We start from the raw sequence: 12,930 nt of genomic DNA, 5'->3' as shown, positions 1-12,930 counted from the left end.
TGTTGGATACTTTTTTCTCATCTTTACCCCGTACTAAAATTTCAGATATTATAGCCTTTTACTTGTTTCCGGACAACCTCTTAGGCTACTTTCACATTGATATTGCTGAAGTTAGAGCACTTTCTTAATATAATCCTTATCTCCAAACAATAAACCTGCAAGTTTCTTAGCTAGACTTGGTTTTAATGTCAAAAAAACTTGCTTTTAGACACTAACAGTTATATATTTTAATAAATCAGGGTTGTATACAAAATGAAGAGCTTAAAGGAATTATCCTTAAGAATTAAGAATATTAAATCTGTACAGAAAACCACGAAAATAATGCAAATGGTTTCTGCAGCAAAGTTGTTACAAAGCCAAAAGAAGTTATTAAATTCAAAATTATATGTATCTAAGCTGCATAACATTATTTCTTCATTAATGCTATCAGTTGATCAAGAATTACTGGCAAAAATTCTAAATGTCAGTAACGACGGTTCTTACCTAGTATTCATTGTTGCGTCTGATCGTGGCTTGTGCGGCAACTTTAACTCTTCTATTGTCAAATTTAGTCAAGAGCGTGTAAATAAGTCAATCGCAAATGGCAAAAGAGTAGATATTGTATTTCTTGGTAAAAAAGCTTTTGATGTAGGTAAAAATAGATTTGACTCTAAAAGTATCTTAAAAATTGAAAATAGTAAGGGAATCACGTTAAAGCACGTAGAAGCTTTGGTTGATGGTATAGATTTAAGTAAATACGATAAAGTTAAAGTTTTTTATAGTAAATTCTATAATACCTTCACGCAAAAACCAATGTTGGAAACAATAAAACCATGGAGTAAAGACTCATCCTTGATTGATAGCTCTCTGGCTGGTCCAACAATAGATTACGGCTATGAGTATGAACCACAAAATATTGAATTTATTTTAAAATCTTTGGTTCAAGATTACGTTGTAATTGCTCTTTACTCTGCTTTGCTTGAAAGTGCAACAAGTGAGAATAGTGCTAGGATGGTTGCTATGGAATCAGCAAACAGAAACACTAAAGAGATGCTGAACAAATTAGCATTGCTTTATAATCGTTCTCGTCAAGCAGCAATTACAACTGATTTAATTGAAGTTATAGGTGGTGCAGAGTCTTTATAAAAATCTAAGGAATAGAAAATGAATATATTAAATATTGCAGCAGATATCACTAAATTAATAAAAAAGCAGAATCAAGACGCGGAAGTTACAATATATGAAACTAATAAGACTTCAGTTTCTCAGCGTCTATCAAAAATTGAGCAAATATCACAATCTAAAAATTGCACTGTAGGAATCAGAGCTATAGCAGGTAAAAACAAAGCTGCGTATATTTCTACAAACGATTTGAATAATCTTAGTGATACGGTAAGTCAAGTGGTAGAAATGGCAAAGAATGCGCCAGAAGATCCTTGCATTAATTTTGCTGTAAATGGTAGTAATTATATCTCTTCTGCAGATTTAAGTATCTCAGATAATAATGTTGTAACCGTTGATAACCTAAAAGAAATTGCTGAAGCTGCAGAAAATTCAGCCCTTGCACATAAGAGTATCACTAATTCTGAAGGAGCCTCTTCTTCATACGCTTTAGTGAATACAGTATTATCGACTGTTTCTGGTTTTATTGGCTCGTTTAGTAAATCAACCTTTGCTAATCAGGTCTCTGTTGTTGCTGGAAGAGAAAGTGAAATGAAGGTTGGTTACGATTATGATATAGCATGTAATTTTAGTGATTTAAAGTTGCCAGAGTTAATGGGAAAAGAAGCAGCAAAAAGAGCAGTTGATCAATTGAATTCACGTACAATGAAAACTGGTAAATTTCCAGTTATTTTTGAAAAAAGAGCAGCAAAAGGGCTAGTAAAAAGTTTTGCTTCTGCTATAAATGGGAGCAGTATTATAAGCAACAGTTCTTTCTTGAGGGGTAGTTTAAACGCTCAGATTTTCAATGATAGAATTAACATTATCGATGATCCATTGTTGCCAAGAGGCATAGCATCGAGACCATTTGATGGAGAAGGGATAACTAGCAAGAAAAATATATTTGTAAAAAACGGAATATTACAAAATTGGATTTTAGACTTATACTCGGCTAGAAAATTAGACTCAGAAACAACCGGAAGTGCAACTCGTGCAAGTAATGCTGCAGTTATTCCTGCAGCTAGTAACCTCTACATTGAGAATGGTGATGTATCGTTTGAAGAATTAATTCAGGAAGTGAAAGAGGGAATATATGTAACTGATTTATTTGGTTTTGGTGTCAATGTAATCAATGGCGATTACAGCCAAGGCGCTTCCGGATTTTTTATAGAAAATGGAAAAATAACGTATCCAATACATGAGATTACCATTGCTAGCAATTTGAAGGATATGTTTAGCAATTTAGTCGTTGCAGATGATCTAACTTTTTGTGGGCAATTTAATTCACCAACGATTAAAGTTAGCGAAATGACGGTTGCAGGTTCGCTTAACGATTAAAAAATTTATTTGCATCAAGTACAACAATTGTGTATTATTGTCATGTAATGTTAAGAATAGACTATGGAGTATAAAGGTTTAGTTTCAATAGCTAAGCTTAAAGCATTCTCAATCGTAATTTCAAAGTTTTTCATCACATTAGTAATGTTAGTTAATAATTTAGGAGTTGTTTAAATGGAATTTGGTAATGTAAAATGGTTTAATGCCGAAAAAGGCTATGGTTTCATCAAGCCAGAAGGTAAAGGGGGTGACGTTTTTGTACATATTAGCACATTGGAACGTTCGGGAATAAGACCTGAGGCACTTAAAGGAGAGAATAAAGAGAAGGGAATAAAAGGAGAAAGGGTGAGTTATGAGGTTAAAGAGGAGCGCGGTAGAAACGGAGAAGATAAAAAATCTGCAATAAATTTAAGATTGGAAGATTAATCTATTATGAAGTCTTTTAACAGGATTAACGTATTGTGAATAATTTTCATGAGATGGATCTCCCAGCTTCGCTTAGACAAGCTCTAGATAAAAATAATCTTTTCGTCCCAACTCCGATTCAAATACAAGCGATTCCCTTAGCGCTACAAGGTAAAGATATTCTCGGATCTGCTCAAACGGGGACTGGAAAAACTTTAGCATTTGCTATTCCGTTGGTTGCTAAGTTGCTGAATGAGCCTAACACTGGTTCAGCTTTAGTCATCGTGCCAACCAGAGAGCTTGCGCATCAGGTAACAAATGAGATAAGAAAACTCTTATCTCAAAATTCTGCACTAAGGGTCGCTTTGTTGATTGGTGGTGAGCCTATTTTTAGGCAGCTAAATCAGCTTCAGAAAAAACCACAAATTGTAATAGGTACTCCTGGTCGTATTATAGACCATATTGAGCGTAAAACTTTGATTACTCGCAATGTTAGCGTTCTTGTGCTTGATGAAACGGATCGTATGTTTGATATGGGCTTTGGAGTTCAGATTGAAGAAATTATGAAGCATTTGCCTAAAATAAGGCAAACTCTTATGTTTTCTGCAACTCTTCCTGGAGATATAGTAAAACTTGCTGAGAAGTACCTTAATCGACCAGAACGTATTTCTGTTGATTGTGAGGCTACAACTTCTGTAAAAATTAAGCAAGAAATTGTTTATGCATCAGAATCAGAAAAATATGAAAAGCTTGTTACACAACTATGTCAGCGCGAAGGATCAATCATTATCTTTGTCAAAACAAAGCGAGGAGCGGATCAGCTAGCTAACAGATTGCACAAAGATGACTATAGCGCTTTAGCAATTCATGGTGATTTAAGGCAGCACAAGCGCGAAAGGGTCATTAATTCTTTTCGTCGTGGCCGTAATCAAATCATGGTTGCAACAGATGTTGCTTCTCGCGGCCTTGATATTCCCCACATTCAACATGTTATCAATTATGATGCACCACAATCGCAAGCTGACTATATTCATCGTATAGGTAGAACTGCACGCGCTGGAGCTGAAGGGTATGCGCTATCTTTTGTTACACCTCAAGATAAGAGAAGACTGCCTGCACTGGCAGACAAAGAAGGAGAGCTAAATTTTGATTGTAGTGTGCAATTTAAAAAACGTAACAGCAAAAAGGTCTTTAAAAGGCCAAGTACGTTAAAGACTAAATACGGTAGAAAAAAGATCAATGCATTTAAGAAGAAAAGCAGAGTACTAGAAAAAGCGTATTAAATAGGATTTACCTACAACTTGATAAGCGTAAAACTCGTCATTCCACTACTCATTAGCGGAATCTATGCTGAGATGTTGCGGTGCTGTGACGTAGATCCATAGTGGGGATTCAAATTGGCTACAGCGAACTGCTGGATTTCAATTTTTTTAATAATTGTGTGCTATTCATTATATATGAGTTCCCACTTTTAAAGAGAATAGGAGATGATTTCCAAAAACTTAGAGGCAAGTTTGAATAGAGCACTACTCATTGCTTCTAATTTTAATCTTAAATATGCAAAAGTAGAACATTTATTGCTGGCGTTAACTAAAGACGTGGATGTAAATTACGTTTTATCAAGATGTAATATCAGAGCCGATGAAATCATCAGTATGGATAACATTCTATCAAGATGCAATATTAAGGCTAATGATTATAATAATAATATAAAAGGGTTTTTACAAAGCAGTTCTGAATTGATTATCAGTGGAGTTAAACCTAGCTCAATGTTTCAATGCATAATACACAGAGCAATAATACGGGCTCATAGCTTGGGAAAAAAAGAAATAAATGGAGCAAATGTTCTAGTAGAAATTTTGTCTAGGCAAGACTTATACGTTGAAAATCTATTGCAGAAACAAAATGCGAAAGATTCCAATTTGATTTACCATATATCTAATATGAAATACTCTAACGATATAGATGAATATACCACCAATCATAAAGTAAAACTTGATAAAAATAATGATGCTCCTACTACAGTAAATAAAGGTGAGCTACTAAAAGATGAGGAAATTCTACAAAGTTATTGTAAAAATTTAAATGACTATGCAAGAAGCAAAAAAATAGATTATGTTATTGGTCGTGATTATGAGTTAAATCGCACTATAGAAATATTATTGAGGCGTAGAAAAAACAACCCTTTATATGTTGGAGACCCAGGTGTTGGCAAAACAACAATAGTTGAGGGTTTGGTACTCAAGATCATTGAAGGCAGTGTTCCAAGTGCACTCAGGTCCAGTATAATTTATGCTTTGGATTTAGGATCACTCCTTGCAGGGACACGCTACAGAGGTGATTTTGAAGAGAGAATAAAATCTATAATAAAAGCAATTGAGGTAAAACCAGGTGCGATCCTTTTTATTGACGAAATACACACTATCATTGGAGCAGGTTCTACAAGTGGTAGCTTTCTTGATGCAGGTAACCTACTCAAACCTGCGCTTGCAAGAGGTACACTGCGTTGTATAGGTGCAACTACATATAGAGAATACAGCGCTAGTTTTGAAAAAGATAAAGCACTAGCGAGAAGGTTTCAAAAAATTAATGTTAAAGAATCTTCTGTTAATGAAACGATAAAGATACTAGATGGTATAAAGCACTACTATGAAGGGTATCATGGAGTATATTATACAAAAAATGCCATTAGGTCTGCGGCTGAACTTTCGCATAAGTATATTACTGGGCGAATATTACCTGATAAAGCGGTTGATGTTATTGATGAGGCAGGGGCATATTGTAAATTGCTAAGAAACAGGGGTAAAATTGTAAATAGTAGAGATATTAAGAATACCATTACTAGAATTACAAATGTGCCTTGTGGATCTGAATCTGATGATTTACAGAAAGTAAAATCTTTAAAAGCTAATCTAGAGAAGGTGATTTTTGGCCAAGAGCAGGCAATAGAATCTCTTGTTAATTCTATTAAAATTGCTAAATCTGGGTTAAGAAATTACAATAAACCTTTAGCAAGTTATCTTTTTGCAGGGCCAACTGGTGTTGGTAAAACCGAGCTAGCAAAACAATTAGCAGAAAGCATGGGCATGAATCTTATACGCTTTGATATGTCCGAATACATTGAGTCTCATACGATATCAAGGATGATTGGTTCTCCTCCTGGATATGTAGGTTATGATCAGGGTGGATTACTCACAGAGTCTGTATCTAACAATCAATATAGTGTTGTGTTGCTTGATGAAATTGAAAAGGCCCATAGCGATATCTATAATATATTGCTACAAATTATGGATTATGGTTGTGTTACAGACACTTACGGACGTAAAGTTAACTTTTCCAATATAATTTTAATTATGACAACTAATGCAGGAGCAGCTGAACGCAGCAAAAGTTTTGTTGGCTTTGGGCATAAAAATTTTAACATTGGTGATAGCGAAAAAGCGATAGAACAGGTTTTTAGCCCTGAATTTCGTAATCGTCTTGATGCGATTATTTCTTTTTCTGACTTAAGTACGGATGTGATTTTGCATATTGTGGATAAATTTGTCCTAGAACTGAAAAAGCAACTGACGCAAAAAGGCATAAACTGCTTAGTAGAGGATGAAGTGAAATCTTATCTTGTACAAATGGGTTATAGTAAGGAAATGGGAGCACGTCCGATAGAGAGACTTATTGAAAAAGAGATAAAAAGTTACTTAGCGGAAGAAATACTGAATCGTAAATTAATAAAAGGAAAGAAACTAAGAATCTATATGAATAGAGTAGAAAATAAAATTGCTTTTGATATAGTTTAAATTCTTGCTTGAGTATTGGATTTATAGTATAATTGCCTTTTTTAATGAGGCTATAGTGGCAAGTTTAACTAGAAATCAATATTACAGTAATCAAGATTTACAGAATTTATTTTCAAGACTAGGAATAGAAGCGGAAGAAGTAATAAGCCAGGAGTTTGACGATATACTCAAGTTAGTTGAACGGAGCTTTAGAAAGCTTTCATTAAAGTGCCACTCTGACAAAGAAAAAGATGAAGAGAAGAAAAAGATAGCTACAGAAAAGTTTCAAAAACTTAGTGCAGATAAAAAAGAGCTAGAGAAGCATCTCAACGCTTTAAAAGAAGGAAAAACTCCTAGTCAATATGAAAGGCTATCAAGTGAAGAAGAACGGAGGAGGCAAACAAAAATTTATGGAATATTATCACGTAGAAGCAAAGCTATAAATAGAGCACTTTTATTTTTTATATTAGCAAATGCGGTGTTTACTTCATCGCTGAAAGTTGAGTATTGCTTATCGCAACTTGCTAATAGTGGCACGGTGCAAAGCATCGCTTATCAATTTTATGCATTTAGCATAGGGATTTGGCCGTTGTTATTTATTATATCCTTTTGTGGTATTATTTATGCAGCAAGTAAACAAAAAGGTTCACAAGAGGAAAATCTGGATAGATTAAATCGAAGATACAATCTACTTATTGCTGCTGATAATTATGTGATATGTATCGCAGCAACATTTGCTATATGTGGTCTAGTGTCAGAGGTAGCACAAAATGGCTGGCCTGCTCAATATGGAACAATGCTGATGATTAATTTAGCATTGGATTTATTACTTATTGCTTTACTTAGAACTTTTACAAAGGCATCTGAACTATATAGTGAACATTGCATTCAGCGCTTATATGAAGAAGATGCAGAATTTAGCTATAAAGAAAAATTTGCATGGTGTGACTACAAGCTAGTGCTTATGCCACTTGTTCTTCCTATTGTCAAAATGTATTTTAGAGATTTAATCCAAAAAAAGCCACAACAGCACACCACCAATCCTAACGTTACATCTTTAGGTACACCTGCAGGACAAGAACCATAAAAAGATCTTTGCTTCAACTGTGGTTTTTGCTATACTTTAAACGAACTTCATAGCGTTAATGAGTAAAGAAATAAGACAAATCTTAAACCACTACGAAAGTGAAAACCCCGGGGTAAAAGCAAATCTTACTCGTATTCTCATGCATGGAAAGCTTGGCGGCACTGGCAAATTAGTAATTCTCCCTGTAGACCAAGGGTTTGAACACGGGCCAATAAAAAGTTTTGAAGTTAACCCTGATGCTTATGACCCACATTATCATTTTCAGCTTGCAGTTGATTCGGGAGTAAGTGCATATGCTGCTCCACTTGGTATGATTGAAGCTGGTGCTTCAACTTATGCTGGAATGCTCCCACTTATTTTGAAACTTAATAGTTCCAACTCCTTACATTCGAAGAATCTGACTTCTGATCAAGCAATAACCTCTTCTGTGAAAGATGCACTGCGTTTGGGCTGCTTGGCTGTTGGATTTACTATATATCCTGGTTCTGCTAAGTGTTTCGATATGATGGAAGAAGCCCGTGAAATCGTAGCTGAAGCCAAATCTTATGGGCTTGCAGTAGTGTTATGGTCTTATCCACGCGGTGAAGGAATTTCCAAAGAAGGTGAAACAGCGGTTGATGTTATTGCCTATGCTGCACACATGGCAGCTTTGCTTGGCGCTAATATAATAAAAGTAAAACTTCCAACTAAATATTTGGAAAGGGAGAAAATAGAAACAGAAAATATTGAATCATTATCTAAAAGAATTGAATATGTTAAAAGATCTTGTTTTGCAGGAAAAAGAATAGTAGTTTTTTCTGGTGGCGAGTCGAAATCAGTGAATGACATATGCAATGAAGCAAAAGAAATTAAGCAGGGTGGCGGTAATGGTTCAATCATTGGACGTAACACTTTCCAACGCAAAAGGGAGGAAGCTTTATCTATGCTAAAAGATATAATGGATATCTACACATAAAAAACGGCTGGGTGGCAGAATGGCTTATGCAGAGGACTGCAAATCCTTTTATACCGGTTCAATTCCGGTCCCGGCCTCTTTCATTTTCTATATCTTGTAAAAGTTGCTCAATTCAACAGTAGCTTTAAGTGTGTAACCTATAGAGAAAATTATTCATAAGTAAAATCAATTTCTTTTCAAGTTATGGTTATACTCTTATAGCGTTTCATGGTAAAAAATAAACTAAAAATAAGCAAAGTGTTTTACAAAATGATATTACGTGATTTATTGTTTTTACTACCGCCCGAGGTTGCTCACTCTTTGGCAATTATGGCATTAAAGAAAATGCCTTATAGAAAACCTATAGAGCTACCAGAATCTTTGAGTGTGAATTTTTTTGGTAATAAGCTCAGAAGCCCCGTGGGTCTGGCTGCAGGTTTTGACAAGAATGCAGAAGTTATAAGGCCTATGCTTTCATTTGGTTTTGGATTTATTGAAACTGGTACTGTAACTCGTAATCCACAATATGGAAACAAAAAATCAAGAATTTTTCGGTTAATTAAAGATCAAGGGGTAATTAACAGATTGGGATTTAACAATAAAGGAATAGACTACTTTCTTAAACAAATAGATAAAACCAAGCTTGATGACTGCATTTTTGGCATCAACATAGGAAAAAACAGTACATCAAAGGACCAAATCAGCGATTATGTTGACTTAATAAAGATAGTATATGGAAAAAGCAATTATATAGTGCTGAACATCTCATCCCCAAACACGCCTAATTTACGCAATCTGCACAATAAGCAAGAATTATCGGAATTGTTGAAATCCGTAACTCTAACCCGGAAATCAATTGATAATTCTAAATCCATACCAATAATATTAAAAATCTCACCAGATATAGATCAGCAAACGAAAGAAAATATCGCTGAGCTTGTGTTGGAATATAAGATTGACGGATTAACAGTGAGCAACACTACGATCAGTCGGAATAACTTACATTCCCACCACAACGAGAGTGGTGGGTTGAGTGGCAAACCGCTGTTTAAACTTTCAACCGAGTTATTGAGCGATATATACAAACTTACTAAGGGCAAAATATTGTTGGTAGGATGCGGAGGAATCTCAAGTGGTGCTGATGCATATAAAAAAATAAAGGCAGGAGCTTCTTTGGTGCAGTTGTACACTGCTCTCATATACCACGGACCTCAAGTTGTAAACAAAATTAATCTAGAACTTGCAGAACTAATAAGGAGAGATGGATTTAGTAACATTAGTGAGGTGGTGGGTTGTATACATTAGACATCTTCTCTGTCACCTAAGTAGCCGACACTGGTCCAGCGTCACACGCCGGAATGACATCGATGAATCATTATTCAAATAATGGTTATGCAAGAAGTCTATTAAACTGTATATTTTGGAAGTTGTTGGTATTATTTTAATAAAACAAAACTAATTCTTTGGTATAAAGGTGTGATAGGAAGTGTTATTCTTTTAAATAATGGGTATGAAGAGTTTGAATGATGCAATATCTAAGATCATTGATTATAAATTTACAAATTATGCAATATTAGAAGAGGCACTAACTCACCCAAGCGTAAATAAAAGGAATAGCAAAAACCAGATTGTAAGCTACGAAAGACTAGAGTTTTTGGGCGATAGTGTTTTGAATATGGTCGTATCTGCCACACTGTTTAAACTATTTCCTGAAGAAAAAGAAGGAGCATTGGCAAAAAGAAAGACGGATTTAGTTTGTGGCAACACCATTGCTAATGTTGCTAAAGAAATAAAATTAGGCAGCTTTATCATCATGAATAATAGTGAACGCTGCAATGGAGGGAGATGTAACTTAAAAAATTTAGAAAACTCGCTTGAAGCACTAATAGGTGCAATTTATATTGATGGCGGGCTTGAAAATGTTGAAAAATTTATTATCCAATATTGGGAAAAGTTAGCTAAAGGCATGCTTGACCCCCCTCAAGATCCTAAAACCTCACTGCAAGAGTGGACTCAGAAAAACAAATTGCCTTTACCAGAGTATGAGCTTGTAAAACAAACTGGACCAGCGCACAATCCTGAATTTACTATATCAGTTTGCATAGGAGATTATGGTAAAGTTTCTGCATGTGCTTCTAGTAAAAAGATTGCTGAACAAAAAGCTGCTGAGTTGATGCTAGAAAAAATTGGAAAAGACGCTTCAGTTTAGGCAAAATAGGCATTAATGTAAGTTTTAAGGAAGCTAATAGCGTTTAGGGGAAATGGTCAACTTAAGGAGAAGCATAGTATTATTCATAAAAAAGTTGATCTACCAAAAATCAAGCCTTATGTAGTGGAATATCAATGGCCGTTGTCGGAGATGCGGAAAAAAAAGAAGTAGCAAGTTACCAAAAGGTGTTATGCCAGATACATTTGGTCCAAGAGTTGTTTTGTGAAGTTGACAGAGTCAAGGAGAATGAAAGTTTTAAAAAATAGCATATTTTTTAATTATAAAAATTTGATATTAACTGTTGTTGGTTGATTGAGTAAAAACCAGTGAATGGTCACGTTAAAACATGTTTTTAAATTTTTGCCAAAATCCTGATTTATTATCATTAACCTTTGTAAATGTTATATTTAAACTGTATTTCGGATCATTTGGCACGTCGTATTTTATGCTAAATGTTGAAACTTTATCGTTATTGTAAATATGTACATCATCATATGATAGCTTTGTTGTGTAACACTTTACATACTTTTGCTTATCATGCACTAAATCACCTGACTCCCTTTCTAGTTCCACAAATTTCGTTTTTTTCTGACATTCCTTTATTTTTATTAAATCCTTATCTAGTGATATTGAAACTGGCAGCGTACTTCCAGCATATTCTTTAGCTAAAAGTTCACTTCGAGGATACATTTTTATTTCCCTTCCAAAATGTGAGTCTATAAAATTATTACTCCAAAATTTATCGCCAGAATGCACGTACTCATCAGTAGCATACGGTACCCCACCATAACTGCATTGAACTTTGTAATCTCCAACACCATTGTTTTGAAAAAAATCATGAACGGCAGTGTAGCTACCGGCAGCATCATTTGTATAATCCATTACTTTATTCCTTAAACTTTTGGTTTATTATATCATAATCATTATGCCAGTCAATCAAAAAAGCTCTCTCTTGCTGTTTTTAGAACTGATTTTAAGCAAGTGCTTTTGATTAGTTGGGAGCATATTTATAAGACTGTGACATTCGTGCCTCCCAGTTTTTCACATACTGCTGAATCAATTCAGGATAATCTGTAATAATTAATAAATTTTCAGCATTTCCTTTTTTAGCTGTCTTACTCAGGTTAAACGACCCTGTGATAACTTTTTGATTATCAACAATCATTATCTTATTATGAGCAATTTTTGGCTTATCATCGATCCAAACTGGTACTCCACCTGAAAATAATTCATTTATAACACTATATTTTGAGTAGAGTTGCGATTTATCTAAGATGACTTTAACATCAACGCCACGTTCTTTAGCATTGATCAAAGATTTTGCAATTGTTTCAAGAGTAAATGTGTATTCTTGAACTAGGATAGATTTTTTAGACTGATCTATTACGCTGATTATCGGCACAGCACAATCTTCTCCAGGTGAAAAGCAAATCGTAGCTTTTGGGCAGGGCGAAAATATAAAACCCGCATAGTAATACAGAGAAAAACACATTAATAAGAATAAAAAGTGAAAAAGCCTCACAACAACCCACCCCAGGATATATGGCGATAGGCTACATTATAGTTTAATCACCTGTCAATAGACTTTTTGCATAGCTTTTGGCAGCACGTTAACAGCTGTCAGAAACGAAAAGCTTACTTGACAAGCTCCGCCAGCCCCCTTATCATGAAACTGAAGGTATTCAGTTATCTTCATCTGTGCAGATTAAACAGCAAGAAAACAACGTAGTTGGCGTCTTATTTTTAATTTTTTGCACTATGTGCACCTTATGTCTTCACAACATTTCTGGGTTTTTACCTATATAAGCTGAAACGCGCTTATAAGTCGTTTAAGACAGTATAGTACGCCGATTTGCAGGATTAGAGAGTGACAACTAGCTAACACGGGATTTCTTTTGCCTTTTTTTCTGCTTAGTAAATTTCTTAAACATTTATAGCTAAGATTAGTTGCATTTAAAAGCAGCTAAATTGCAGCGTTTAAGACTTAAAAAAACGCCAATACAGAAAATAGACAATGACCAGGGCTTCTTTTGCCTTTTTTTTC

11 protein-coding genes, 1 tRNA gene and 1 pseudogene are annotated in these 12,930 nt (G+C 34.7%); 11 read left to right on the top strand and 2 right to left on the bottom strand.

Translation table 11 applies throughout. The annotated features are described in order from the left end of the window. The first annotated feature begins 252 nt into the window (after window positions 1–252). The 11 genes and pseudogenes from atpG to BA053_RS07230 all read left to right on the top strand — a co-directional run. Entirely contained in the window at window positions 253–1,125 is an 873-nt protein-coding gene (gene atpG, locus BA053_RS02700) for an ATP synthase F1 subunit gamma (RefSeq protein ID WP_065094420.1), read from the top strand. Between the two features lie 18 nt (window positions 1,126–1,143). Next, window positions 1,144–2,478 (top strand): TldD/PmbA family protein, encoded by a 1,335-nt coding sequence (locus BA053_RS02695; RefSeq protein ID WP_065094421.1) that lies wholly within the window; start codon window positions 1,144–1,146, stop codon window positions 2,476–2,478. 174 nt (window positions 2,479–2,652) lie between these two features. Continuing rightward, entirely contained in the window at window positions 2,653–2,904 is a 252-nt protein-coding gene (locus BA053_RS02690; protein ID WP_006279919.1) for a cold-shock protein, read from the top strand. 35 nt (window positions 2,905–2,939) lie between these two features. Further along, window positions 2,940–4,166 (top strand): DEAD/DEAH box helicase, encoded by a 1,227-nt coding sequence (locus BA053_RS02685; protein ID WP_065106722.1) that lies wholly within the window; start codon window positions 2,940–2,942, stop codon window positions 4,164–4,166. 204 nt (window positions 4,167–4,370) lie between these two features. Then, window positions 4,371–6,677 carry an AAA family ATPase gene (locus BA053_RS02680; protein ID WP_065106721.1) on the top strand — a complete coding sequence of 769 codons (2,307 nt, stop codon included), beginning with the start codon at window positions 4,371–4,373 and terminating at the stop codon, window positions 6,675–6,677. Between the two features lie 55 nt (window positions 6,678–6,732). Further along, window positions 6,733–7,743 carry a molecular chaperone DnaJ gene (locus BA053_RS02675; RefSeq protein ID WP_065094424.1) on the top strand — a complete coding sequence of 337 codons (1,011 nt, stop codon included), beginning with the start codon at window positions 6,733–6,735 and terminating at the stop codon, window positions 7,741–7,743. 58 nt (window positions 7,744–7,801) lie between these two features. Next, window positions 7,802–8,698: a class I fructose-bisphosphate aldolase gene (locus BA053_RS02670; protein ID WP_065094425.1), complete on the top strand. Its 897-nt coding sequence runs from the start codon at window positions 7,802–7,804 to the stop codon at window positions 8,696–8,698. Between the two features lie 5 nt (window positions 8,699–8,703). Beyond that, a tRNA-Cys gene (locus BA053_RS02665) sits at window positions 8,704–8,775 on the top strand. A gap of 130 nt (window positions 8,776–8,905) precedes the next feature. Continuing rightward, on the top strand, window positions 8,906–9,982 hold the full coding sequence (locus tag BA053_RS02660; protein WP_065094426.1) for a quinone-dependent dihydroorotate dehydrogenase: 1,077 nt from the start codon (window positions 8,906–8,908) through the stop codon (window positions 9,980–9,982). A 205-nt stretch (window positions 9,983–10,187) separates the two neighbouring features. Beyond that, window positions 10,188–10,886, top strand: a complete 699-nt coding sequence (gene rnc / locus BA053_RS02655) for a ribonuclease III (RefSeq protein ID WP_065094445.1) — start codon at window positions 10,188–10,190, stop codon at window positions 10,884–10,886. A gap of 81 nt (window positions 10,887–10,967) precedes the next feature. After that, window positions 10,968–11,103, top strand: a pseudogene (locus BA053_RS07230) (IS66 family transposase); the annotation flags it as partial. A 122-nt stretch (window positions 11,104–11,225) separates the two neighbouring features. Here BA053_RS07230 and BA053_RS02650 read toward each other — a convergent pair. Next, window positions 11,226–11,768: a hypothetical protein gene (locus tag BA053_RS02650; RefSeq protein WP_065106720.1), complete on the bottom strand. Its 543-nt coding sequence runs from the start codon at window positions 11,766–11,768 to the stop codon at window positions 11,226–11,228. Between the two features lie 109 nt (window positions 11,769–11,877). Next, a complete protein-coding gene (locus BA053_RS02645) occupies window positions 11,878–12,408 on the bottom strand; it encodes a phospholipase D family nuclease (RefSeq protein ID WP_065094428.1) in 531 nt (176 codons plus the stop codon). Window positions 12,409–12,930: the final 522 nt, after the last annotated feature.

It is taken from the genome of Wolbachia endosymbiont of Nomada ferruginata (assembly GCF_001675785.1).
Classification (GTDB): Bacteria; Pseudomonadota; Alphaproteobacteria; order Rickettsiales; family Anaplasmataceae; genus Wolbachia; species Wolbachia pipientis.
This window is presented reverse-complemented; position numbering and strand designations above follow the sequence as displayed.

Coding starts and splice junctions, on each gene's coding strand:
- atpG (WP_065094420.1), top strand. CDS start 253: ATGAAGAGCTTAAAGGAATTATCCTTAAGAATTAAGAATATTAAATCT.
- BA053_RS02695 (WP_065094421.1), top strand. CDS start 1,144: ATGAATATATTAAATATTGCAGCAGATATCACTAAATTAATAAAAAAG.
- BA053_RS02690 (WP_006279919.1), top strand. CDS start 2,653: ATGGAATTTGGTAATGTAAAATGGTTTAATGCCGAAAAAGGCTATGGT.
- BA053_RS02680 (WP_065106721.1), top strand. CDS start 4,371: ATGATTTCCAAAAACTTAGAGGCAAGTTTGAATAGAGCACTACTCATT.
- BA053_RS02670 (WP_065094425.1), top strand. CDS start 7,802: ATGAGTAAAGAAATAAGACAAATCTTAAACCACTACGAAAGTGAAAAC.
- BA053_RS02660 (WP_065094426.1), top strand. CDS start 8,906: ATGGTAAAAAATAAACTAAAAATAAGCAAAGTGTTTTACAAAATGATA.
- rnc (WP_065094445.1), top strand. CDS start 10,188: ATGAAGAGTTTGAATGATGCAATATCTAAGATCATTGATTATAAATTT.
- BA053_RS02650 (WP_065106720.1), bottom strand. CDS start 11,768: ATGGATTATACAAATGATGCTGCCGGTAGCTACACTGCCGTTCATGAT.